Source organism: Leucobacter weissii (assembly GCF_017565745.1).
Taxonomy (GTDB): Bacteria; Actinomycetota; Actinomycetes; order Actinomycetales; family Microbacteriaceae; genus Leucobacter; species Leucobacter weissii.
The window spans coordinates 19,297-43,047 of the sequence record NZ_JAGDYM010000010.1; the positions used below are offsets into that span (position 1 = coordinate 19,297).

Annotated in this window: 15 protein-coding genes, 1 tRNA gene and 1 pseudogene; 4 read left to right on the forward strand and 13 right to left on the reverse strand. The window is 72.4% G+C overall.

All coding sequences use genetic code 11. From position 1 onward, the window contains the following. Positions 1-205: 205 nt before the first annotated feature. A tRNA-Leu gene (locus J4H92_RS08845) sits at positions 206-288 on the reverse strand. Positions 289-363: 75 nt separating this feature from the next. Here J4H92_RS08845 and J4H92_RS08850 point away from each other — a divergent pair. Then, on the forward strand, positions 364-1,002 hold the full coding sequence (locus tag J4H92_RS08850) for a LysE family translocator (protein ID WP_208097823.1): 639 nt from the start codon (positions 364-366) through the stop codon (positions 1,000-1,002). Between the two features lie 61 nt (positions 1,003-1,063). Here J4H92_RS08850 and J4H92_RS08855 read toward each other — a convergent pair whose 3' ends face one another. The 8 genes and pseudogenes from J4H92_RS08855 to hemE all read right to left on the reverse strand — a co-directional run bounded on the left by J4H92_RS08855 (position 1,064) and on the right by hemE (position 15,742). Beyond that, positions 1,064-5,866, reverse strand: coding sequence for an Ig-like domain-containing protein (locus J4H92_RS08855; RefSeq protein ID WP_208097824.1), 4,803 nt, complete (start codon positions 5,864-5,866; stop codon positions 1,064-1,066). Between the two features lie 188 nt (positions 5,867-6,054). Then, positions 6,055-8,895, reverse strand: coding sequence for a LuxR C-terminal-related transcriptional regulator (locus tag J4H92_RS08860; protein WP_208097825.1), 2,841 nt, complete (start codon positions 8,893-8,895; stop codon positions 6,055-6,057). Between the two features lie 127 nt (positions 8,896-9,022). Further along, positions 9,023-10,312 (reverse strand): annotated as a pseudogene (hemL, locus tag J4H92_RS08865) (glutamate-1-semialdehyde 2,1-aminomutase); the annotation flags it as partial. A 29-nt stretch (positions 10,313-10,341) separates the two neighbouring features. Further along, a complete protein-coding gene (gene hemB / locus J4H92_RS08870) occupies positions 10,342-11,322 on the reverse strand; it encodes a porphobilinogen synthase (RefSeq protein ID WP_208097826.1) in 981 nt (326 codons plus the stop codon). Continuing rightward, a complete protein-coding gene (locus J4H92_RS08875; protein WP_208097827.1) occupies positions 11,319-12,161 on the reverse strand; it encodes a uroporphyrinogen-III synthase in 843 nt (280 codons plus the stop codon). The genes hemB and J4H92_RS08875 overlap by 4 nt, the downstream gene beginning before the upstream one ends. Continuing rightward, a complete protein-coding gene (gene hemC / locus J4H92_RS08880; RefSeq protein ID WP_208097828.1) occupies positions 12,158-13,201 on the reverse strand; it encodes a hydroxymethylbilane synthase in 1,044 nt (347 codons plus the stop codon). Before hemC ends, J4H92_RS08875 begins: the two co-directional genes overlap by 4 nt. Continuing rightward, positions 13,198-14,652 (reverse strand): protoporphyrinogen/coproporphyrinogen oxidase, encoded by a 1,455-nt coding sequence (locus J4H92_RS08885; RefSeq protein ID WP_208097829.1) that lies wholly within the window; start codon positions 14,650-14,652, stop codon positions 13,198-13,200. Before J4H92_RS08885 ends, hemC begins: the two co-directional genes overlap by 4 nt. Then, a complete protein-coding gene (gene hemE, locus J4H92_RS08890) occupies positions 14,642-15,742 on the reverse strand; it encodes a uroporphyrinogen decarboxylase (RefSeq protein WP_208097830.1) in 1,101 nt (366 codons plus the stop codon). The genes J4H92_RS08885 and hemE overlap by 11 nt, the downstream gene beginning before the upstream one ends. Positions 15,743-15,852: 110 nt before the next feature. Here hemE and J4H92_RS08895 point away from each other — a divergent pair, with 110 nt between their 5' ends. The 3 genes from J4H92_RS08895 to J4H92_RS08905 all read left to right on the forward strand — a co-directional run bounded on the left by J4H92_RS08895 (position 15,853) and on the right by J4H92_RS08905 (position 18,245). Beyond that, a complete protein-coding gene (locus J4H92_RS08895; protein WP_208097831.1) occupies positions 15,853-17,292 on the forward strand; it encodes a glutamyl-tRNA reductase in 1,440 nt (479 codons plus the stop codon). Between the two features lie 61 nt (positions 17,293-17,353). Further along, complete coding sequence (locus J4H92_RS08900; protein ID WP_208097832.1) at positions 17,354-17,815, forward strand: hypothetical protein; 462 nt, start codon at positions 17,354-17,356, stop codon at positions 17,813-17,815. A 7-nt stretch (positions 17,816-17,822) separates the two neighbouring features. Next, positions 17,823-18,245 carry a hypothetical protein gene (locus tag J4H92_RS08905; protein ID WP_208097833.1) on the forward strand — a complete coding sequence of 141 codons (423 nt, stop codon included), beginning with the start codon at positions 17,823-17,825 and terminating at the stop codon, positions 18,243-18,245. A gap of 18 nt (positions 18,246-18,263) precedes the next feature. Here J4H92_RS08905 and J4H92_RS08910 read toward each other — a convergent pair whose 3' ends face one another. The 4 genes from J4H92_RS08910 to murI form a co-directional block, all read right to left on the reverse strand. Then, positions 18,264-21,296, reverse strand: a complete 3,033-nt coding sequence (locus J4H92_RS08910; RefSeq protein ID WP_208097834.1) for an aminotransferase — start codon at positions 21,294-21,296, stop codon at positions 18,264-18,266. A gap of 118 nt (positions 21,297-21,414) precedes the next feature. After that, positions 21,415-22,065: a non-canonical purine NTP pyrophosphatase gene (locus J4H92_RS08915; protein WP_208097835.1), complete on the reverse strand. Its 651-nt coding sequence runs from the start codon at positions 22,063-22,065 to the stop codon at positions 21,415-21,417. Positions 22,066-22,087: 22 nt separating this feature from the next. After that, positions 22,088-22,873 (reverse strand): ribonuclease PH, encoded by a 786-nt coding sequence (gene rph / locus J4H92_RS08920; RefSeq protein WP_208097836.1) that lies wholly within the window; start codon positions 22,871-22,873, stop codon positions 22,088-22,090. Next, positions 22,870-23,748, reverse strand: coding sequence for a glutamate racemase (gene murI, locus J4H92_RS08925; RefSeq protein WP_208097837.1), 879 nt, complete (start codon positions 23,746-23,748; stop codon positions 22,870-22,872). The genes rph and murI overlap by 4 nt, the downstream gene beginning before the upstream one ends. Between the last annotated feature and the right edge of the window lie 3 nt (positions 23,749-23,751).

Sequence of the window (23,751 nt, forward strand, 5' to 3'; positions counted from 1 at the left end):
CGGCACACCCATGGCCCCGAGATCAGGTGCTCGTGTCTGCGGGACCGATGCTTATTCTACGCCCTCCTCGCGCCTCGGTCGAACGAGAAGGCTCGCTCTCCGCTCGGCTCAATCGTCCGTGTTCATGACGCCGCGCATCATTCAACGGATCTCAATCGCCTCGGTCGAACAAGCAGGCTCGCTCTCCGCTCGGCTCAATCGTCCGTGCGGAAGGGGGGGACTTGAACCCCCACGCCCGAGAGCACAGGAACCTAAATCCTGCGTGTCTGCCAATTCCACCACTTCCGCGAGCATCACCAGTGTAGTGCGACGATCGACGCCCGATCCGGCCGCTCCATAGGATGGGGGCATGAGGATCGCACGTTGACCGCCGTCGCCTGGACGACGCTGCTGGTCACCTTCGCCATCGCGATCGTGGTCCCCGGGCCGGACACCTTCCTGCTGCTCAGGCTCGGCGTGCGGGAGCGCCGAGCGGCGATGCTCGCCGCCGGCGGGATCATGGTCGGCAACACCATCTGGACGACCGCCTCGGTGCTGGGACTCGCGGCACTGATGCGCGCCTTCCCGGCAGCGCTCGGCGCGCTGCAGCTGCTCGGCTCGGCCGTGCTGATCTGGATGGGCGTGCAGAGCATCCGCAGCGGCATCGGGACCCTGCGGGAGACCGCGGCGACCTTCACCGCCAGAGTCACCGATCATCCGCTGCGGCTCGGGATGATCACCAACCTGTCGAATCCCAAGGCGCTGCTCTTCTTCGCCGCGCTGTTCTCGCAGATCCTGCCTCCCGACGCGGGCTGGCTCGACCGCCTCGCGGTGGTGCTCGCGCTCACCTCCGTCGGCCTCGCCTGGTTCCTCGCCTTCGCCTGGCTCACCTCCTCGCGCGGGTTCCAGCGATGGTTCGGGCGGGCCACCCCCTACATCGACCTCCTCGCGGGTATCGTGTTCATCCTGGTCGCCGGCGTGATCCTCGCGGAGCTCGCGCTCGCCGCGATGCACGCGGCATGAACGAGCCGATACGGAACGGGAGCCGGCGCAGACGTCGCCGCCGGCTCCCGTTCCCCGGGGCTCAACCTCGCACGGTGACCCTTACCACCTTGCTCGCCCCACGAGCGAGGTTGGAGGACTCTCGCGGCTCGTGCTTGAGCACCAGGCCGTAGCGGCCGGCCTTCAGCTTGGCGAAGAAGGCGAACTTCCCGTTGGCCCCGATGTGGGCCCGACCGATCCGCTTCCCGTTCTTATAGACGCTGATCCTCCCGCCGATCCGTTGACCCACCCGGTGCTCGGTGGTCACGCGGCCGGCGACGGCCACCTGCGCCCCCGCACGAACCGTCCGCTTCTCGGCCTTCGCAGAGATCCGGACCGGATTGCTCTTGACGCGGATGTTGATGCGGTTGCTGCGGGCCGTCTGGTTCAGGGAGGGATTCGCCGGAGTGTAGCGCGCCGTGATCGCGTACTTCCCGGCGCGCAGGCCGTTGTTGAGGATCAGCCTGGCCGAGCTCCTTCCCGTGGTGGCCACTCTCACCTTGCCGCCCACCGGGCGGTTGTTGGCGTAGAACTGCACCGTTCCCGCGGCCACGGCGCTCGGCCCCCCGGTGGACGTCAGCCGAGCGATCACCGAGATCCGACCACCGGCGTCCACCGTCTTCTTCGGCGTCGTGATCACGGCGCTGTAGGGGGTCTTCACCACGGTGAACCGCAACGTCTCGCTCACGCTGGATTCGAATCGCTGCTGAGCGTCGGCGGCATACACGATCGAGACGTTGCTCTCGCCGACGGGCAGGCTGCCGTAGCTCAGCGTCGCCGTTCCATCGGACTGCAGCGTCGCGGGGTTGCCGACCAGGCGGCCGTTCACCTGCAGGCGCACCTGACCGGCGGGCACGGGTGCGCTCGCCTCGACCGTCGTGACCGTGACCGAGAAGGTGACCTTCTCGCTGCGGACCGAACGCGCCTTCGACGCGCGGAACGACACGGCGGTGCTGTTCTCCTTCACCCTGTGCCTCAGCTCCGGACTGGTGGAGCGTGCGTGATCGTCGTCGCCCAGGTAGGCGGCGGTGATGCCCAGCGCTCCCACCGGCAGATCGGAGGTCGTGAGCGCCGCATGCCCGCTTCCGTCCAGCGGCTGGCGATTCCCGAGCGCGATACCGTCCTGGAAGAACTGCACGAATCCGCTGGGAGTCGAAGCGCTGGGCGTCGTCTCGCGCTGCACGTGAGCCGTGAAGGTCACGTCCTCGCCGGCACGGCTCGGCGACACGGATGCCGACAGCGTCGTCTCCGTCGCCTCCCGGTCCTTGACGACCTGCCGGAATATCTCGCTCCGCGACCCGTCGAAGAGCGCGTCGCCCAGATACCGGGCCGTGATCTCGTGCGTGCCGACCGCGAGATCGTCGCGTGTCAGCTCCGCGGCACCGCTCGCGTCGAGGGCCTGCGTGCCGCCCAACGCGGTGTCGCCGCGGTAGAACTGGACCCGCCCGCTCGGCACGGGGGCCGAGGAATCGGCGGCGGAGACCTCGGCGCGGAAGGTCACCGGCAGGCCGACCCGGATCGGCGAGTCGCTGCTGCTCACCTCGACGCGCGTCTCGGCCGCCTCGATCCGCTGCAGCAGCGGATCGCTGATGCCCGGCAGGAAGCGGGCATCGCCCAGATAGGCGGCGGTGATGCTCAGCGTGCCCGCGGGAAGGCGGTCCGTGCTCAGCGTCGCTTCGCCGCTCACCAGCTCGATCTGCGACCCGTGGGCGATGCCGTCGACGAGGAACTGCACCTTGCCGGTGGGTGCGGCGCCGCTTCCGGTCGCCGGCTGCACTCTCGCCGTGAGATCGACCGCGGCACCCGCTCGCGACGGCGACGCGCTGCTGCCGACGGTGACCGCGACGGCCTTCCGGTCGCTCACCCGATGGGTGAGCACCGGGCTCACCGAGGCGGGGAACGCGCCCGATCCGAGGAAACGGGCCGTGATCTGGTGATCGCCCGCGGCGAGCTCCTCAGCCACGACCGATGCCGTGCCGTCGGCGGCGAGCGCGACCGGGGCGCCGAGCGCCGCGGAGCCGTTGAAGAACTGCACTTTGCCGACGGCGACCGGGTCGCCCACGTTGTCGATCACCGATGCGGTGAAGGTCACGTCGGCTCCGAGCTGCGACGGCGAGCCGTCGCTCTCCACCTGCACCCGCGTCGCCACGGCCTCGACCACCTGCGGGAGCGCCGGGGAGAGGGAACGGGCGTAGCCGCTGTCGCCGAGGTACTCCGCCGTGATCAGCCGGGTTCCCGCTTCGAGCGTCGTGACGTCGCTCAGCTCCGCCTTGCCCGCGCTGAGCGCGACCGGGTCGCCGAGCGACGCGCCGTCCGCGTAGAAGCGCACGCTGCCGCTCGGCGTTCCGGAGCCCTGCTGCGGCTCGACGGTCGCGGTGAAGGTCACCGGGCCGCCGACGATGCTCGGCGACTGCGACGAGTGCAGCACCACGCGCGAGGCCGCCAGATCGTTGACCTGCTGGATCAGCACGGGGCTCTCCGAGGCGTCGTGATCGGGCGTCCCCAGGAATCGCGCCGTGAGATGGTGCTGGCCGACCGCCAGGTCGCCCGGCACCAGCGTGAAGGTGGCCGTGCCGGAGGCGTTCACGGCCTGGGGCGTGCCGACCGCGACGCCCCCGTTGAGGAACTGGATCCGACCCGAGGCGACCGGAGCCCCGTCGCGATCGACGACGGTCCCGGTGAACGTGACGCCCTGACCGATCGTGATCGGCGACGCGCTCGTCGTCAGCAGGGTCTCGGTGCTCGCCGCGTGGACGACCTGCGTCAGCGCCGTCGAGAACGACTCGGCGGAGTCGGCGTTGCCGAGGTACTGCGCCGTGATCGTATGAGAGCCGGGCTCGAGGTCGGAGACGGTCTTCGTCGCCGTCTGCCCCGTGAGGGCGACCGGGGCGTCGAGCGCCACCCCGTCGGCGAAGAACTGGACCTCGCCGCCGATCGTTCCGGCGCCATCGCCGCTGTGCTCCACCTCGGCGGTGAGCACCACGTCCTCGCCGCCGACCGCGGGATTCCGGTCGCTGCTCAGCAGCACACGGGTCTCGCCCGGGTTGACGGCCTGAACCACGTCGAGGCTGATCGCCCATTCGTAGTGGTCGTCGCCCGCGTAGACGGCCCAGATGTGCCGGTGGCCCTTCGGGAGTCCGGTGGTGCGCAGATTCGCGATGCCCGCGGGCGAGAGCGCGACCGTGCCGAGCGAGCCGTCCTCGGAGAAGAACTCCACGAGCCCCGTGGGCGTCGGGCCGTCGGCGGCCGAGACGGTCGCACGGAACACGGCCTCCTCACCCACCTCGGTGGGGTTGTGCAGGCTGACGACCTCGATGCTCGCCTCGCTCTGGTTGACCACGACCGTGGCGGTTCCGCTGTCGGAGCCGAGGAAGGAGGCGTCGCCCAGGTAGCGCGCGAGTACCGAGTTGGCCCCGACCGGGAGGCTGTCTACGGTCAGGGTCGCGCGGCCGTTCGCGTCGATCTGCTGCGCCGCCCCCAGCTCCTGCTCCCCGGAGCCGCTGTCGAGGAGGAACTGGATCTCACCCGTCGGGACGCCCGACGAGGGGGACTGCGGCAGGACCCGGGCGCTCAGCTCGACCGGGTCGCCGAGGCGCCCGCTGGAGTGCGGAACGGAGATGCTGGTTCCGGTCGCGCCCTGGGCGACCGTGATCGCGTCGCCCAGGGCGGTCGCCGAGGCGTACTCCGCCGGGTCGTTCGGCAGGAAGTCGGCCCGGATCCGGTACGTGCCGGTGTCGAGTCGGAAGTCCACCGAAGCGCTTCCCGTGGCGTCCAGGTCGCGGGTGCCCAGATCGATCTCGTCGTCGGTGCCGACCGCGGGAACGGCGGTGAAGCGGACCCGGCCGTCGTCGAGGGCTGCTCCGCTCTCGGTCACCGTGGCGCTCACGCTGCTGAGTTCGCCGTGCACCAGAGCTGTGGAGGCGGGAGAGACCGCGACACCGGGCTGCAGCACCTGCTCGGCCGTGACGATCACGTAGCCGTTCTGACCGACCGGCCCGAGACCGGTGCTCGAGGTGTATCCGGCGGCGACCCAGTTGGTGCCCCCGGCACCGCCCGAGCCGGAGCCCGCTCCGAGGAGGGGGTTCTTGCCGCCGCCGCCCTTGGCGTGGCCACCGCCGCCGCCGCCGCTTCCGCCGCCTCCCAGCGGCGCGGTGGGAGCATCGGCCCCGCGCTGGTCGTCGGTCTCGCCCCCGCCGACCCTGCCGACCCGGTCGTACAGCACGTCGGTTCCGTTCCGCCCGGGGCTGCCGTCCTGAGCGGCGTCGCCGCCGTCTCCGCCGTTGAAGGCGAACGCGCCGAGCAGTTCGATCGACGCGCCGCCGCCACCGCCACCGCCGCCGGCGACGGCCAGCGCGGATCCGCCCGACACCGCGAGCGTGGTCGCGCCGCCACCGCCGCCGCCGCCGACTCCCGAGGCACCGGGCGCCAGAAGGTCCGGGGTGCCGTTGCCGCCGCCACCGCCGGCCGGATCGCCCGCTCCGGGGCTCGCGCCGTACTGATTCCCGGCGTTGTCGCCCCGCTTGCCGACCCGGATGTCGAACACGTCGCCGGCTGCGACCGGAACCGAGATCGTGGTGACGCCGCCTCGACCGCCGGCGCCGCCCGCGCCGCCGTAGGAGTTGCCGTACCCCGAACCGCCCGCGCCGCCGTAGAGCGAGAAGGTCACCTCGGAGACGCCGTCCGGAACGGTGTAGCTGCCGTTCTCCGTGATGGTCGTCTGCAGGGTGGCGGCCTGGGCCGAGACCGCGCCCACGGCCGTCAGCGTGCCCGCGAGCAGCGCGCCGATCGCCCCCAGCGATATGCCGCGCCGCACTCGTCGCTGGACAAGCCTCATCGTATCGTTCATGACCATCCGTCCCGTTCTTCCTGCGGGGTCGTGACGCCGATGCCGCTCCCCCAGAGCCGTACCTCGTCTCAGACTAGGTCGGCCGCGGAGGGCGGAAGCGGCGCGGAGGGGAAAACCGTCAGTTGTTAACGGGCAAGCCTCTCAAGATCCGACGCGGCGCAGCGCGGCCCGGCCGACGATGCATCGTGTCAGACGGACGTCGCGATCTCCCGCACCGCTCGGCGGGACTTCACCCCGAGCTTCGCGAAGACGTTGCGGGTATGGAAGTTGACGGTGGTGACCGAGACGAAGAGATGGTCGGCGATCTCCCGGTTCGTCCACCCGCGTCCGATGAAGTGGGCGATCTGCCGCTCCCTGGTGGTGAGCTTCTCGAGGGGATCGGCGGTCGCCGCGAGCAGCGACGCCTTCTCCGGGACGCGGGTCGTTCCGGGACCGGGCGCCCCGGCGCTCCGCGGCCCGGACGGTATGCGCGCGAGGAGTCTCAGCGCCCGCTCCCGGTAGGGAGCGGCTCCGAGCGAGGAGAAGATCGTGGCGGCCCGCTGCGCGCTCGCCAACGCCGGTTCGGTCTGATCGAGCCGCTGCTGCACGCGGGCCTGGGAGAGCAGCCGCACGGCGTCGGCGAAGCGGAAGGGCGATGTCTCGGCATCGTCTGCGAGGAAGTGTTCCAGAGCCGAGTCCAGGTCGCCCGCGGACTCCGCGACGCGACCGCGCAACCAGTTCAGGCTGCCGTAATAGGGCTGCCACCGCGAGCTGGCCTCGACCGCCTCGAGCAGTTCGGCCGCCTCGTCGTACCGCCCCAGCTCGGCGAGCGCATCGATGCGGTAGGTCATCCAGCCCAGCGTGGAGCGGATGCGCGGCGACAGCGCCTCCCCGGTCACCGCGCGCAGCTGCGCCGACGGATCGGCCTGAGCACGACCCAGTTCCGCCGCGGCGATGAACCGGATGTCCACCTCGTAGGTCGAGAGTCCCCCGGTCTCGTAGTCGGCGCCGGACTGCAGAAAGCCGGCGGCGTCATCGAAGTCCCCGCGGGCCGCGTGGATGAGGGCCGCGATGGCGTAGGTGAGCGGCTGCACCGCTCGATCCGTCTCGTCGAGCGCGAAGGCCACAGCGGTGTCCAGCACCGCCGCGGCCTCATCCCAGTTCCCGTAGATGAACAGGACGTGCGCGTAGGAGATCCGGCTGTGGCCTCCGGTCCATGCGGTGGAGGCGCTCGGCAGGAAGCGGTAGACCTCCTGGAGTTCGGCGCGGATCCAGTCCGGGCGCCCGATGAGGAGCATCGCCCGGGCCTTGGAGGTGAGGTAGTCGACCGCGGCCGGTGTCTGCTCGATGCCTTCGAGCAGAGCGTCGCCCACTTCGAAGGCCTCCTCGAGCTCGTCCTCCCGGCGCAGGTGGCACAGAGCGATGATGAGCCATGCCTGCAGCCTGAGCAGGTCCTGCTGGGGCGAGATCAGCCAGGCCAGCGAGGGTTCGGACAGTTCGGCCGGATCGGTCGGCACCTGCGAGAGCAGGGCGCGCGCCGTCTGCACCTGCCCGATGATCGGTTCGAACTGGCCGGTGGCGAGCTGCGCCATCGGCAGGGCCGCCGCGATGTGGCCGCGGACGGCGCGCGCGTCGGCGCTCGGATCCCTGTCGGAGAGGGCGCCCTTCAGCAGCCGGAAGCTCGTGGCATGGTCCCCGACGAGAACGAGGATCTCGATGAGGATCATGTCGCGCATCAGGTTCTGAGGAAGCTCCATGAATCTGGGGATCAGGTGGAAGATGCGCTGATGCTGGCGCCCGCGGAGCGCGATGACGCCGGCCTTCAGCAGGGTCCGCTCGTGCTCGTCGCCCGGCATCTGCAGTTCCACGGCGGAGAGCGCGAACGATACGGCGGCGTCGTGGTGGGAACGATCCGCGGCGGTGTTGGCCGCATCGATCAGGTCGCTCACGAGTCGGGGATCGTAGTCGGAGGATCCCTCCGCCCGATGCTTCAACGCACGATGGCCGGTGAGGATCTCGCCCCCCAGACGATGCACTCGGAGCTGCACGTCGAGGGGCGCCGACGCCCGGATCGCCTCGGCGAGGAGGAGGTGGCGCGGTTCGAACCAGACCACGCCTCGGTTCCGGCGGACCGCGAGGAACTCGGAGGTCTCGGATTCCGAGAGCGACAGCGCGGCGCCCGAGCGTCTCGCCAGCTCGGAGAGCTGCGGCAGGCTCACCGCTTCCCCCAGGATCGCGACGGTGTCGACGGTGTTGCGCGCGGCCTCCGGAAGCGCGTCGAGGCGGACCCTCACCGATTCCTGGATCGACGGGATCTCGGGCAGGGCGATCTCCCAGCTCGCGGGGTGGGGGGCGGCGTCGAGCGAGTCCTCGATGGATCTCAGGAGCTGCATCACGACGAACGGGGAGCCGTTGGTGGCGTTGCGCAGTGCACTCGCGGTGCGGAAGGAGATCCGACGTCGGAGGGAGGTCCAGGCGAGGTTCTGAACATCCTCGGCCATCATCGGGGCGAGCTCTCCTCGGAAGAAGCCCATGCCCTCGGAGATCTGCGTGCTGAGAATGTCGAGGAGCGGATGATCGACCGGGCGGGCGGCGCCGATCACGACGAGTCGGTGATTGGCGCTCCGGCGCAGCACGAAGCGGAGGGCGCGGGCGCTGGACGGATCGATCCACTGGATATCGTCGAAGAGGAGGAACAGCGGCTCGCGGAGCTCGTCGAAGTATCGCAGCAGGCGATGCCCCTGCGCCACGGGATCGGTATCGGCGGTGGTCAGGCTCTCCCCGCCTCGCAGCCGGAGTCGACGGAAGAGCTCCTCCAGCGTCGCGAAGCCGAGATCGGACTCGTACCGGTCTCCGCGCAGCAGCACCGCCCGGCCGAGGCTCGACGCCCGCTCCGCTACCGCCTCGATCACCGTGGTCTTGCCCATTCCCGAGTCCCCGACGAGCACCGCGGTTGCGGCGCGCGTCGAGGCTGCCATCAGCAGCGGCTCGATGCCCTCGACGAAGCTCTGCTGCTGGCGCAGCAGCATCTCTGAAGCCGATACCGTCACGACGCCCCCTTCGCGGCCGCGTTCCTCGATCACACCGCTCGGCCACGGGCGCGATTCGGAACTGAGACGATTCTATCCTTTTCACCGCGACCGACACCCGGCCGTTTCGCTCAGTGACCGGCCGCACCGCCGGGAGCGCGTCGGCGATGCGTGCGATCGCCTCCTCGTCGTGCGCGGCGCTGACGAACCAGGCCTCGAAGGCGCTCGGCGGCAGGTTGACCCCGCCCTCGAGCATGGCGTGGAAGAAGGGCGCGTAGCGCCAGGCCTCCTGGCGCCGGATCTGCTCGTAGTCGCGCGGGGCCTCCGGGAACTCGCCGAACAGCACGCTCAGCAGCGTGCCAGCCCGCTGCACGCGATGCGGCACGCCCGCGTCCGTCAGCGCCCCGTCGACGGCCGCGGCCACCGCGTCCGCCGCCTCGCCGAGCCGTCGATAGGCCGCGGCGTCGGCGTGGCGCAGCGTGGTGAGGCCGGCGGTGACGGCCACGGGATTGCCGGAGAGCGTGCCCGCCTGGTACACCGGTCCGAGCGGTGCCAGCAGTTCCATCACCTCGGCCCGGCCGCCGAGCGCGGCGAGCGGCAGCCCGCCGCCGATCACCTTCCCGAAGGTGAACAGATCCGGGCGCAGCCCGTCCCCGACGGTCTCCGCCTCGATCCCCCAGTAGCCGGAGGGTCCCGAGCGGAACCCGGTGAGCACCTCGTCGAGGATCACCAGCGCGCCGTGCCGGTGGGCGAGGTCGATCAGGGCGGAGGTGAAGCCCGGGGCGGGAGGGAGCACCCCCATGTTCGCAGCGGCGGCCTCGGCGATCACCCCGGCGATCCGGTCGCCGTGCTCGGCGAAGGCCGCTTCCAGGGCCGCGAGATCGTTGTAGGGCAGCACGAGGGTCTGCGCGGCCGTCTCGGCGGTCACCCCCGCCGAGCCGGGCAGCGCGAGCGTCGCGAGCCCGGAACCCGCCTGCGCGAGCAGCCCGTCGGAATGGCCGTGGTAGTGCCCGGCGAACTTGATCAGCAGTGGACGGCCCGTGGCGCCCCTGGCGAGCCGGATCGCAGTCATCGTCGCCTCGGTGCCGGTCGAGACGAGCCGCACTCGTTCGACCGCCGGAATCCGCGCGACGATCTCCTCGGCCAGCTCGGCCTCGAGGGGCGACGAAGCTCCGAAGCCGAGACCGCGCGAGACCGCGTCGTGCACGGCGCCGGTCACCTCCGGGTGGGCATGGCCGAGCAGCGCGGGCCCCCAGGCGGCGACGAGGTCCACATAGCGGTTGCCGTCGACATCGGTGACGTAGGGGCCACTGCCCGCGACGAGGTAGCGCGGCGTGCCGCCGACCGAGCCGAAGGCCCGCACCGGCGAGTTCACTCCGCCCGGGATCACGTGCGACGCGCGCGCGGCGAGCTCCGCGCTCCGCTCCGTCTTCTGCATGGCGTTCTTCTCCGTCCTTCTCGTGGCGCTCACCGGATCCACCCCGCGATCTCCAGGGCGAAGTAGCTGAGCACGGCATCGGCCCCGGCCCGCCGGATCCCGGTCACCGATTCCTCGATCGCCCGCCGCCGGTCGATCCAGCCGTTCGCGGCGGCGGCCTCGATCATGGCGGCCTCGCCGGAGACCTGGTAGGCCCACACCGGAACCGGGCTCAGCTCGGCGACGTCCGAGATCACGTCGAGATACGACATGGCGGGCTTCACCATCACGATGTCGGCGCCCTCGTCGAGATCGAGGGCCGCCTCGTGCGCGCCCTCGCGGCGATTCGCCGGATCCTGCTGGTAGCTGCGGCGATCGCCGACCAGCTGCGAGTCGACCGCCTCGCGGAAGGGGCCGTAGAACGCGGAGGCGTACTTCGCCGAATAGGCGAGGATCGCGGTGGACGAGAACCCGGCTCCGTCGAGGGCCGCGCGCACCGCGGCGACCTGGCCGTCCATCATCCCCGAGAGCCCGAGCAGCGCCGACCCGGCCTCGGCCTGGGCGATCGCCATCTCGGCGTAGCGCTCGAGCGTGCGGTCGTTGTCGACGGCGCCCGAGGCGTCGAGCACCCCGCAGTGGCCGTGATCCGTGAACTCGTCGAGGCAGAGATCCGTCTGCACCACGAGCGAGTCGCCCGCCTCGGCCGCCACCGCCGCGGTGGCCAGGTTGAGGATCCCCTCGGGATCGTCGGCGCCGCTCCCCCGCGCGTCGCGCCGCTGCGGCACCCCGAACAGCATCACCCCGCCGAGACCGGCCTCCGCGGCCAGTACGGCGGTCTCGCGAAGCGAGTCCAGCGTATGCTGCACGACCCCCGGCATCGAGGCGATCGGCTGCGGCTCGCTGAGCCCCTCGCGCACGAAGAGCGGCAGCACGAGGTCCGCCGGGTGCAGCCGCGTCTCCGCGACGAGTCTGCGCATGGCCGGCGTGGCGCGCAGACGTCGCGGACGGCGGGACGGGACGGGTGGGATCATCGGGTCTCCTCGGATCGGGGCGGGGCATCGGGCGCGAGTGCCGCGGCGAGGGCGTCGAGCAGTCCCCCGACGGTGTGTTCGGCCGCGACCACGTCGACGTGCAGCCCGCCGTCGACGAGCGCCCTGGCCGTGGGCTCGCCGATCGCCGCGAGCGCCGTTCGCCGGTGGATGCCCGGATAGTGGCGGAGGAGCGCGGACGCGGCGGAACCGCTCGTGACGAGCACGGCGTCGAGATCGCCGCCGGTGAGCAGTCCCCCGATCCGGGGATCCGCGGGGAGCACCTCGGTGCGGTAGGCGGTGACCCGCTCGACCGCGTGCCCGGCCTCGCGGAGGGCGCGGGGCAACTCGTCGCCGGCCAGCTCCGAGACCGGCAGCAGCACGCGCATCGCGCCGGTCCCCTCATCGAACGCGGGAGCACCGCGCAGTTCGAAAGCCCCCAGCAGCGCCCTGGCGAGCCCCCGTCCGGAGAACTCGGTCTCGGGCTGCACGTCGACCGGGAGCCCGATCCCCCGCAGGGCCGTCGCGGTGGCCGGGCCGACCGCGGCGACGAGGCCGCCCGCGACCGGCCGGATCCCCCGCTCGCCGAGCGCGGCGACGGCGTTCTGGCTCGTCACCGCGAGACAGCCGAACCGACCCCGGTTCCACTCCTCCACCGCCAGGGAGAGCCCGGATCCGTCGATCGGCGGCCGCGTCTCGAGCAGCGGAGCCACGACCGGCCGCCCCCCGCGCGCGGAGATCCGCGCCGCGATCCCCTCCCCCCAGTCTCCGCCCCGCGGGACGAGGATGCGCAGACCGTCGAGTGCGCCGCGCGCCGTCTCCGTTCCCCCGACAGCCGTCATCGCGCAGCCCCGAGCCCGGCGAGATCGGCGGCACCGCGGTCGAGGAGACCGAGCGCGACGTCCTCGCCCAGCAGCGCCGCGGCATCGCCCCGCGCGGACGGGCGCTCGCGGGTGAGGCTCAGGGTGTCGCCTCCGTCGGGGCGGTAGACGGTGCCGGTGAGCGTCAGCCGGGGACCGTCGACGCGCGCCCAGGCGCCGACGGGCGCCGCGCAGCCCGCCTCGAGGCGGTTCAGCAGGGCTCGCTCGGCGAGGGCGCAGGCGCGGGATTCCATGTGGTCGATCCGGCGGAGGGCATCGGCCATCGGGCGCGAGCCGTCGCCCGACGCGCTCCCACCGGTGCCGCGCGCCTCGGCTCGGCTCTCGACGGCGAGCGCCCCCTGCCCGGGGGCGGTGGGCATCCGTTCGAGGGGGAACCGCTCGGTGATCGCCTCCGCGCGGCCGAGCCGCTCGAGTCCGGCCGCAGCGAGGACCACCGCGTCGAGATCCGCACCGACACGGGCGAGCCGGGTATCGACGTTGCCGCGGAGGCCCTCGATCCGCAGATCCGGGCGGAGCGCGCGCAGCTGCGCGGCTCGGCGCGGTGAGCCCGTGCCGACGCGGGCGCCCTCGGGGAGCCCGGCCAGATCGAGCCCGTCACGGGCGCAGAGCGCGTCCCGCGCATCGACGCGCCTGGGGATGGCGGCCAGATCGATGCCCGGGAACGGCGCGGTCGGGAGGTCCTTGAGGGAGTGCACCGCGAGATCGCAGTCGCCGCCGATCAGCGCGTCACGCAGGGCGCTCACGAACACGCCGGTGCCGCCGAGCTGGGCGAGCGGCTCCCTCGAGACGTCGCCGTAGGTCCTGACGACCACGAGCACGACCTCGAGGCCGCTCCGACGCGCGATCTCCCGCGCCACGTCCCCGCTCTGGGTCACGGCGAGCGAGCTGCCCCGCGTGCCGACACGGATCAGTCCGGGCCGAGACGGCACCGGCTCCCGGATCACGGGGATCGCCGCCCCGTCCGCGACTCCGCGCGGTCCGTTCGTCTGGCTCTCCGTCATGCGGTCACCTCGCTTCGCTGCAGCGCGGCGAGCAGTTCGTCGGCCGCGGCCACCGCACCCGGGATCACCGAGGCGAGTCCCGTGCCGTGCACCCAGTCTCCCGCGAGGGCGATCGGCCCCCGCGCGATTCCTTCGAGGGCGTCGGTCTCTGCGGCGGACCGCTCGGGATCAGCCGCCGAGAACACCCAGAGGGCTCGTCGCATGCCCAGCACACTATCGCGCTTCAGCTCGACGCCCAACAGCTCCGAGGCGTCCCGCAGCGCGATGTCGAGCACCTCGTCGTCCGCCAGATCGCGCGTGATCGGCTGGCGCCCGAGCGAACCGTAGGAGAGGCGGATCAGGTGCCTCCCGGCACCGGCCGCACGGGCGAGCCAGGTCCACTTCGCGGTCGCATGGGTGAGCGCCTTCGCCCGCTGCGCAGTCTCGGGCCGGCTCGGATCCTTGGCCACCAGCACCCCGGTGCCGCGGGGGTGCTCGTCAAGCCCGGGCGCGTCGACGAGCAGCGCGACGACCTCGACCGCGGTCTCCCGGCCGGTCTCGGCCGAGCCGAGCAGGCTTCTCGTCGCGCGCTCGGTCGTCGCGAGCAGCACGGCGTCGAACGGGAGCCCGCCCCCCACGTTGTCGCCGTACTCCTCGGGGTGAACCCTCCAGGCCTCGCCCGCGCTCCCGTCGTCCGAACCGCGCACCCGGGCCACCGGGGTGCCGCGTCTGATGTCGCCGCCCGCGGCGGCGAGGCGCGCCTCCAGCGCCTCCACCAGCACGCTCATCCCGCCCTCGATTCCGGCCACGGCACCGCCGGCGGCGGTCGTGTGCCGGCGCAGCGCCCGCGCGGCGGCGATGAGCGATCCCGTGCGCTCGTACTCCGCCGTCAGCTCGGGGAAGCGGTCGAGGGGCAGCGCCACCGGGTCGGCGGAGTGGACGCCCAGCACGACCGGCCGGACGAGCCGGTCGAGGGCCCCGGAGCCCAGGCGCTGCCGCACGAGCTCGCCGAGGGTCTCGGCCGCCGCGCCGCACGAGCGGGGCAGCAGCGGCTCCGCGCTCGCGCGAAGCGCCGCCGCCAGGCCGAGCGCGCGGATCGCGTCCGCGCCGAGCGGACGGGCGGGGATCCCGAGCGTTCCCGCCGCCGGCAGGGGCACGGCGCTGCCGCCCTCGGCGAGCCAGGACCCGATGGGGGCCGGCTGCACGATCCGCTCCGCGAGGCCGATCCGCTCCAGGAACGCGGCCACCGTGCCGCCTCGCGTGGCGAACGCCTCGGCGCCGATGTCGAAGCCGACGTCGAAGCCGGCGCCGTCGATGCTCTCGCGCTTGATGCGGCCTCCCAGTCTCGAGGAGGCCTCGAACAGGGTGACGTCCGCTCCGCCCTCGGCGAGCTCCCCCGCCGCCACGAGCCCGGCGACGCCGCCGCCGATCACGGCGATGCGCGGCGGGACCGCCGGAGTGTCAGCGGCCATGCACGAACTCCACGACGCGGGTGAGCACGGCGGGGTCGGCCTCCGGCGGCACGCCGTGGCCGAGGTTCAGGACGTGCGCGGGGGCGCTCCGGCCGCGCTCGAGCACGTCGGAGACGTGCTCGAGCAGCACCTCGTCGGGAGCGGAGAGGAAGGCGGGATCGACGTTGCCCTGCAGCGTCTTGCGATGCCCGAGCCGGGCGCTCGCCTCGTCCAGCGGTGTGCGCCAGTCCACGCCCACCGCGTCCACGCCGATCGCCGCGAGCTCCTCCAGCAGATGCCCGGAGCCGACCGCGAAGTGGATGATCGGCGCATCGGAGGCGTCCGCCGCGTCCGGCCCGCCTGCCGGGCGCACGGCCTCCAGAGCCCGGGCGGAGGCCGGCGCGACACGAGCCCGGTAGCTCGCAGCGCTGAGCGAGCCGGCCCAGGAGTCGAACAGCTGCACCGCGCTGGCACCGGCGTTCACCTGCTCCTCGAGGAACGCCCCGCTGAGGTCCGCCGCCCAGTCGAGCAGTGCCCGCCAGGTCTCGGGATCCTCGTGCATCAGGCTCCGCGCCCGCAGGTGGTCCCGCGACGGCGCACCCTCGACCAGATAGGCGGCGAGCGTGAACGGCGCCCCCGCGAAGCCGATCAGCGGGGTTCCGCCGAGCTGCTCGACCGTGCCGGCGACGGCGGCGCGAATGGGCCCGGCCGCCTCGCGCAGGCGGTCGACGGTGAACTCCCGCCGGTGGCGTTCGACCTCCGCCGCGGTGCGCACCGGCGTGGCGAACACCGGTCCGCGACCGGGGGCGATCTCGACCTCGACGCCGGCGAGGGCGAGCGGCACGATGATGTCGCTGAAGAAGATGGCGGCGTCGACGCCGTGCCTGCGCACGGGCTGCAGGGTGATCTCAGCGGCGACCTCGGGGGTCAGGCAGGATTCGAGCATCGTCTTCCCGGCCCGGATCTCGCGGTACTCGGGCAGGGAGCGGCCGGCCTGCCGCATGAACCATACGGGGGTGCGGTCGGTGCGGTCGCCGCGAAGCGCTCGGACGAGGGTGGAATTCGAGGTGCGGCCGTCCCGCAACGGGTGCGTCGGGTGAGATTCATACATCAGATGTAATGGTACTCTGTATTCATCAGACGTGTGCACCGGGCCGCGTCGCTGGACAGATCGGCATCGGACGACGATGACCGACCAGGAGTTTTTCGGGATTCGCCGCCATGCTGCTCTGCCTCTCCATCGATCATCATCGCATCGATCTCGGCATCCTCGAACGCATCGAACGCCACGCGGACGAACTCGCCGCAGCGCTCGGCTCGCTGCGCGCTGCGGGGTCGTCGCCGGGCGAACCGGCGCAGATCCGCGGATCGGTGCCGCTCATCACCTGCAATCGCTTCGAGGTGTACCTCCAGGTGTCGTCGGAGACCGGCATCGTCGACGCGGCCCTCGATGAGATCGCGCGGATCACCGGGCTGTCCCGCGAGCAGCTGTCCCGGGCGATGGCCGTCTACCTGGGCGGCGACGTGGCCGAGCACCTGTTCTCCGTGTCGAGCGGGCTCGAATCCGCGGTGGTCGGCGAGGGCGAGATCTCGGGACAGGTCCGGAAGTCGCTGGAACAGGCCCGTGCGACGGGGCGGGTCTCCTCCGACCTCGAGCGCCTCTTCCAGCTCGCCACCCGCACCTCGCGCGAGATCAAGAACCGCACCGAGCTCCAGTCGAAGGGCCGCTCGCTCGTCCGCCTCGCGCTCCGCATGGCGGAGAGCCGCATCGGCGACTGGGGCAGCGCCAGGGTCCTGCTGATCGGCACCGGCGCCTACGCGGGAGCCAGCCTCGCCGCTTTGCGCGCCAGGGGCGCCAAGCACATCGGGGTCTTCTCGCCGTCGGGCCGGGCGGAGCGCTTCGCGGACTCCCACGTCATCGACCCCGTCCCGGCGTCGGCGCTCGACACGCAGCTGGGAGAGACCGATCTGGTCGTCGCCTGCACCAATACGCGCGACCCGCTGCTCACCAGCGACCAGTTCGCCCGCACGACCCGCCCGGGGCGTCCGCCCTTCTGCTCCATCGCGCCGGCGCGCAGCAGCACCCCGCGCCCCCGCCTGCTCATCGATATGGGCCTGCCCCGGAACATCGATCCCGCCGCCGCCGGGGTGCCGGGCGTGGAGCTCCTCGATCTCGAGACGGTGGTGAAGCACGCCCCGATCCCCGAGCTCTCCGCGGAGGCAGAGGCGCGCAAGATCGTCAGCGAGGCCGCCGCGGAGTTCCTCGCGGGCCGCGCGGAGAACGCCGCGGTCCCCACCCTCGTCGCGCTGAGGGATCACGTGGGAGACATCCTGCAGGACGAGCTGACCCGGCTCGGCCGGGGCTCGGGAGCCGATCCAGCGGTCGAGGCCGCGCTACGGCACTTCGCGGGCCGCATCCTGCACCAGCCGACCGTGCGACTGCGCGAGCTGGCCCGCGCGGGCGGCGCGGACGACGCGGCGCGCGCGGTCGAACTGCTCTTCGGTCTCGGATCCGGCCTCGGCGCCGTCGACGAGCCCGACGCCGCCGACACCCCGCGAGACCCGAGGATCCTCGCGTCATGCGGGAGGCGAGAATCTCGCGCAGCCTCGGTGACGCATCCCGACGGCGAAGCTTCGTCTCTCACCAGTCCTCCCGACTAGACTGGAACACGACCGGTGTCCGATGTGAGTCAGCAACCGAATGTGGGAAGGACAGACCCAGATGGGACTTTTCGATCGCGCGAAGCAGGCGTTCTCCGGGACTCCCGGCGGCTACGAGGAACAGGCACGAGCCGCCCAGCAGGCGGCCGAGGACGCCATGCGTCAGGCCGGATACTCCGATGGCCGGCTCCCGACCGCCGCTGACGTCTCAGGTGGTCTCGGAGCCCAGATGCAGAGCGACCACGATGTGCTCAACGCCTACGGGCAGGAGCTGAACCGCATTCTCGCCGTCGGAGTCCCCGGCACGAGCGTGATCACCTCCGCGGTCGCCACCGGCGAGCAGAACGCCGGGAACCCCTGGTACCAGCTCGAGGTGCAGGTGACGCTTCCGGGTCAGGCGCCGTACACCGTCGTCAAGCGCGAGATGATCCCCGCCACGATGCTCGCCGGCTACGCCGTCGGATCCGCCCACGACGTCAGGGTCGATCCTTCGGACCCGCAGAAGATCGCCTTCTCGAGCTGATCGGACCATGGGGATCTTCAGGGATCTCGGCACCCTCATCAAGGCGGGTGCCGCGCAGTCCCTCAACACCGACTACGCCGAGAGCATCCGGGAGTCCGCGAAGCTCGCGGAGCAGTACCTCGAGAACGGGCAGCCGGGGTCCCCGGGCAGCCGCGGAGCGGCGAGCGGCAATCCGTTCGAGAACCTGCAGGCCTACCAGAGCGGGATCCCCGCCTCCGGGCAGGTCGTCTCGCTCACTCCCACGGAGCGTCGGGTCGACGACGTCACCGTGTACGCCGTGGAACTCGAGATCACGATCGACGGCCTGCCGTCGTATCGGACGATCTACCAGACGGTGATCGCCGCCGCCGCGCTTCCGAACTGGCAGCCGGGCAAGATCCTCCCGTTCCGCGTCATGAAAGACAACCCCCGCTCCCTGCTGCTCGGCTGAGCCCCGCCTGCGCCGCTCCTACCAGCCGGTGCTCAGCACCCGGTCGAGCTGCGCGACCACGAAGTCGGCGCTCTCCGCGGTGAGGCAGAGCGGCGGCTTCACCTTGAGCACGTTCGAGCGCTCCGAGGTGGTCAGCACGATCACGCCGAGCTCGCGCAGTCGCTCGCAGATCGCGGCGGCCTCGGCTGTCGCCGGCTCCATCGTCCCGCGGTCGCGCACGAGCTCGACGCCGAGATACAGGCCCTCGCCGTGGATGGGGCCGATGATCGGGTGCCGCTCCGCGAGGGCCCGGAAGCCGTCCGCCAGGCGCCGCCCGACGATCCGCGCGTTCTCCTGCAGCCCCTCCTCCTCCATCGCGTCGAGCACGGCGAGGCCGACCCGGCAGCTCAGCGGGTTGCCCCCGGCCGACGAGAAGAACTGCCCCTGGCTGGCGAGCGCATCGGCGATCCGCTTCGAGGTGATGACCCCGCCGATCGGGAACCCGTTGCCCATCGGCTTCGCGATCGTGATGATGTCCGGCACCACGCCCGACTGCTCGAAGCCCCAGAAGCTCGACCCCATCCGGCCGAAGCCGACCTGCACCTCGTCGGCGATGCAGAGGCCGCCGGCTTCCCGCACGCGCGCATAGGCCTCGGCGAGATACCCGTCGGGCAGCAGCACGCCTCCGGCGTTGCCGAGCACCGACTCGCAGATGAATCCGGCCACCTCGCGGCCCTCGGAGCCCAGCCGCTCCAGATCGGCGCCGAGATCCCGAGCGTAGTCCGGGCCCGTCCCGCGGCCGCGGTAGGTGCCGCGGAAGCGGTTCGGCACATCGGCGACATGCACCCAATCGGGCCGGTTCTCGAGGGCGAAGGGGTTGTCGTAGGCGCTCGTGGTGACGGCGTCGCTCGCCATCGTCCAGCCGTGGTAGGCCTCGCGCAGCGCCACGATGGTCTTGCGCCCGGTCGCCGCCTGGGCGAGCCGGAGCGCGAGGTCGACCGCTTCCGAACCGCTGTTGACCAGCAGCACGGTGTCGAGACGGGGTCGCTCGGGATCGTCGCCGTCGAACGCCGCGCCTCCGGGGCCCGAGTGGTCCGGCAGCAGCGCGAGCAGCCGCTCGCTGTACTCGGCGAGCTCGCGGTACAGGAAGCGCGAGTTGGTGTTGAGGATCCGGATCTGCCGGTTGACCGCGTCGGCGACTCCGGGGTGCCCGTGCCCGAGGCCGGTGACGTTGTTGACCATGTCCACATAGGCGCGGCCCGTCGTGTCGATGAGGTGGTGGCGCCAGCCGCGCTCGATCTGCATCGGCCGCTCGTAGTAGCGCTCCTGCGCGCTGGCGAAGATGCGCTCCCGGCGCCGCTGCTCGTCGCCCGCCTCGTCTCGCTGCGCGAGCCGGGGCAGGCCGAGCAGTTCGGCCGGATCCGCGCTGAAGCGGCGCCAGGCGCGCGCGCGCTCGGGCTCGATCAGCGCCGCGCCCGAGGCGGCGATCGTCGCGCCCTGCGGCGCCGAGGGGGCATCGGCCCGGCGCAGTCCCACGATCAGTGCGCGCGGACGCTCCGAGGCGGCGACCGCGGCGAACACGTCGCCGGACGCCAGCGCCACGCCCTCGGAGACCGACGGGACGACGCCGGAGACGATCAGACGCCATTCGCCCCCGAGCAGGATCGTCACCGAGTCGTCGCCGACCTCGCGCGCGACGCCGGAGGCCGGCGCCGTGACCCGCAGCTCCGCTCCTCCCGCGAGCCAGACCTCGGCGTCGACCGGCCAGGTGGGGGCCGCATCCGCCGCATCCACCGCCGTGCGGGTGAGGCGGTAGACGCCGTAGGGCAGGACCGCCGCCGGTGCACCGGCTTCGAAAGCGGCCGAGACGAGTCGTGCCTCGGCGTCGGCGTCGCGCCACCGCCCCGCATCGAGGGCGTCGCTCTCGACTCCGGGGTCGAGGATCGTCGGCTCGCCCACCAGCTCCGGCAGGAGCGGCGCGAGCGGCCCGAGCCCGCCGCCGAGCGGCGCCGCGGCGAGGCGCAGCCCGTGGTCCGCCGCCACCCCCTGGAAGCCGAGCCGCGCGAGAACCTGCTCGCCCGCCTCGGCGAGCGGATGCCGCGTGGCGGCGTCGAAGATCGCCTGCTCCCCCGCGATGCGCTCCCTGGCGTACTCGTTCGCGCCGTCGATCTCCAGTTGGCGCCAGCCGCTCGCGACCAGCAGCGCGGCGCGCAGCACCACGAGCGGCCAGAGCGCGCGCGCCTCCGCCACGGCGAGCGGCGCGTCCCGGTGGAACGCGGCGATCGTGTCGAGCACGCGCAGCGGACGCTCGGGATCGTGGTGCAGCATCGAGCTGGCCGTGACCGCGAGCTCGGCCGCGCGCCAGCCGTAGGAGAGATCCCCGAGATCGAGCACCGTGCCGGGATGCAGCCGGCCGTCGGCGCCGCGCACGCCCATCACGTTGTCGTCGGTGAGATCGCCGTGGATCGCCTGGACCGGAAGCTCGGGCGCCACCGCGGCGAGCGCCGCGGCCGCCTCGTCCGCTGCCGCGAGGATCCGCGCGCGCAGCTCGGCGTCGGTGATGGAGGGTGCGAGCTTCACGGTCTCGGCGTGCGCGACCCGCAGATCCCACATGTGCGGGCGATCGAGACCCGGATGAACGAGCCCCGCGAGCGCGTTCGCCGACGCTGCGGCGAGTGCGCCGAACTCCGCGAGCACGACGGGCGCGAGATACCCCTGGTCGACCAGCGGCTCGCCCTCGGCGAACTCGCTGCGGCGCACGGCGAACCCCTGCCATCGCTGGGTCGGCTCTCCGTCGAGACCGGGCAGCACCGCGGCGGCGGGCACTCCGGCAGCGCGGTAGGCCTCGAGGGCCGCGTGCTGGCCGTCTCGCGCTTCGTCGCCGAACACCGGGTTGTCGATGCGGAGGACGCTGCGCGCTCCGTCCGGCTCGGTGAGCAGGAAGTTGCGGTCCTGGTTGCTCCCCAGCTCCGCGGCGGCTGCGGCGATCCCGTAGCATTCGCGGGCGATGGTCTCTGCATCGCGCTCGCTCACCTCGGGGCGCGCGAGACCGCCCCTCTGATCGTTCGTCATCGTGAAATCTCCATCTTGCATTCGAAGTCGATGTCGTGCGTGTGTTGGATGCCGCATCGCGTTCGCGGGGCACTCGGGCTCGGGCACAGGGGCCGCACAAGCCGGCGTCGGTGGCGGGTCAGGGCACGAGACGCGTCCTGATCTCGGCTGCGAGCCGGGTGAAGGCGCGACGGCGGTGGGAGTGCGCGTCCTTCTCCTCGGGGCTCAGCTGGGCTGCGGAGCGGTGCTCGCCCTCGGGCCGGAACACCGGATCGTAGCCGAAGCCGCCCTCCCCCGCGGGCGCCCGCAGGATGGATCCCGGCCAGACGCCTCGCACCGCCACCTCGTCACCGTTCTCCGAGCCCGTCGGGGTGGGCGAAGCGGCGGGCAGGGCGAGCGCCGCGGCGCACACGAACGACGCGGAGCGGTGCTCGTCGGCGATGTCCGCGAGCTGCGCGAGCAGCAGTCGGAGGTTGGCACGATCGGGATCCCCGCCGCCGCTGCGCGCGGTGCCCGCCCAGCGGGCCGAGAAGATCCCCGGGCTGCCGCCCAGGATGTCGACCGAGATCCCGGAATCGTCGGCGATCGCGGGCAGGCCGGTGTGCGCGGCGGCGGCCCGGGCCTTGATGAGCGCGTTCTCCTCGAAGCCGATCCCGTCCTCGATCGGTTCGGGGCCGTCGTAGCCGAGGAGTTCGATCTCGGGTACGAGGGGACTCAGGATCCGGCGCAGCTCGTCGAGCTTGTGCCGGTTGTGGCTGGCGAGGACGACCCGCAGCGGTTCGGCGGTCATGCGCTGATCTCCGGCCGCCCGCTCATGCGGCGGGCTCCAACGCCGCGCGCTGCAGCCCGCTCAGCTCCGCGGTCGAGACGAGCGCGAGGTCGAGCAGCGCGTCGAGCTCGGCGCGGTCGAACGGTGCGCCCTCGGCGGTGCCCTGCACCTCCACGAAGGCGCCGGAGCCGGTGACGACCACGTTCATGTCCGTCTCGGCGCGCACGTCCTCGACATAGGCCAGGTCACTCAGCGGCACGCCGTCGACGATGCCCACGGACACCGCGGCCACGCTGTCGGTGAGCGCCTGCTTCTTGCGCCCGATGAAGCCGCGCTCGCGCCCCCACTCGATCGCGTCGACCAGCGCCACGTAGGCGCCCGTGATCGCCGCGGTGCGGGTGCCGCCGTCGGCCTGGAGCACGTCGCAGTCGATGACGATGGTGTTCTCGCCCAGCGCCCTGGTGTCGACGACCGCGCGCAGGCTGCGCCCGATGAGACGGGAGATCTCGTGGGTGCGCCCGCCGAGCCTGCCCTTGACGGATTCCCGCTGCGAGCGCTCGTTGGTGGCGCGCGGCAGCATGGCGTACTCGGCGGTCACCCATCCGGCGCCCTTGCCCGTCAGCCAGCGCGGCACCCCCGGCGTGAAGGAGGCGGTGCAGAGCACCCGGGTGTCGCCGAAGCTGATCAGCGCGCTGCCCTCGGCCTGGCGGCTCCAGCCGCGCTCGATCGTCACCGGGCGCAGCTCGCCCGGCGCCCGTCCATCGGCCCTGGCGGCGCCTGGGGTGGTCGGCTCGGCCGCGCCGGTCTGCCTCGTGTCGTTCGCCGTCATGTCGTTCGTCTCCTCTGTTCGGCTGATGCGGAGGGGATCCGGATCGCCCCGGTCTCCACCCGGTCCACGGAGTCGATGCCGATCCCGATCATGCGGCGCGCGAGCTCCACGAAGGCCGCCGTGTCGGCCCCGGTCGCCTCGTAGCGCACCGACGGCTCCCCCGCGCCGGGATCGCGCAGCAGCCCGCGCTGCGTGAGCACGCGGTACACCTCGGCCGCGGTCTCGAGGTCGCTCGACACGAGGGCCACCTCGGGGCCGACGACCTGACCGATCGCGCCGCGCAGGAAGGGGTAGTGCGTGCAGCCGAGGACGAGGGTGTCGATGTCCCGCTCCACGAGGGGGGCCAGGTACTCGGAGGCGGCGGCGAGCACCTCGGGCCCGCTCGTGCGCCCCGCCTCGACGAGTTCGACGAAGCGGGGGCACGCCCGCGCCACGAGCTCGATCTCGGGACGCACGCTGAAGAGGTCGTCGTAGACGCGCGACTGGATCGTGCCCTCGGTGCCGATCAGCCCGATCCGCCCGTTGCGGGTGATGCTGACCGCGCTCCGCACGGTCGGGCCGATCACCTCGACGACCGGCACCTCGTAGCGCTCGTGCGCATCGCGCAGCATGGCGGCGCTCGCGGTGTTGCAGGCGATCACGAGCATCTTGACGCCCTGCTCGACCAGCCCGTCGAGGATCTCGAGCGCGAAGCGGCGCACCTCGGCGATCGGCCGAGGCCCGTAGGGCGTGCGCGCGGTGTCCCCGACGTAGATCATGGACTCGTGCGGCAGCTGATCCCGGATCGCCCGCGCCACGGTGAGGCCGCCGACTCCGGAGTCGAACACGCCGATCGGCGCCTCGGCACGGAGATCTGGGCCGCGGGAATCACTCACCGC

Excerpts from the sequence above, each read along its gene's own strand:
- hemC (WP_208097828.1), bottom strand. The coding sequence starts at position 13,201 with ATGACGGAGAGCCAGACGAACGGACCGCGCGGAGTCGCGGACGGGGCG.
- J4H92_RS08905 (WP_208097833.1), top strand. The coding sequence starts at position 17,823 with ATGGGGATCTTCAGGGATCTCGGCACCCTCATCAAGGCGGGTGCCGCG.
- J4H92_RS08900 (WP_208097832.1), top strand. The coding sequence starts at position 17,354 with ATGGGACTTTTCGATCGCGCGAAGCAGGCGTTCTCCGGGACTCCCGGC.
- hemB (WP_208097826.1), bottom strand. The coding sequence starts at position 11,322 with ATGATCCCACCCGTCCCGTCCCGCCGTCCGCGACGTCTGCGCGCCACG.
- hemE (WP_208097830.1), bottom strand. The coding sequence starts at position 15,742 with ATGTATGAATCTCACCCGACGCACCCGTTGCGGGACGGCCGCACCTCG.
- J4H92_RS08885 (WP_208097829.1), bottom strand. The coding sequence starts at position 14,652 with ATGGCCGCTGACACTCCGGCGGTCCCGCCGCGCATCGCCGTGATCGGC.
- J4H92_RS08915 (WP_208097835.1), bottom strand. The coding sequence starts at position 22,065 with ATGACCGCCGAACCGCTGCGGGTCGTCCTCGCCAGCCACAACCGGCAC.
- J4H92_RS08910 (WP_208097834.1), bottom strand. The coding sequence starts at position 21,296 with ATGACGAACGATCAGAGGGGCGGTCTCGCGCGCCCCGAGGTGAGCGAG.
- rph (WP_208097836.1), bottom strand. The coding sequence starts at position 22,873 with ATGACGGCGAACGACACGAGGCAGACCGGCGCGGCCGAGCCGACCACC.
- J4H92_RS08855 (WP_208097824.1), bottom strand. The coding sequence starts at position 5,866 with ATGAACGATACGATGAGGCTTGTCCAGCGACGAGTGCGGCGCGGCATA.
- J4H92_RS08895 (WP_208097831.1), top strand. The coding sequence starts at position 15,853 with ATGCTGCTCTGCCTCTCCATCGATCATCATCGCATCGATCTCGGCATC.
- J4H92_RS08875 (WP_208097827.1), bottom strand. The coding sequence starts at position 12,161 with ATGACGGCTGTCGGGGGAACGGAGACGGCGCGCGGCGCACTCGACGGT.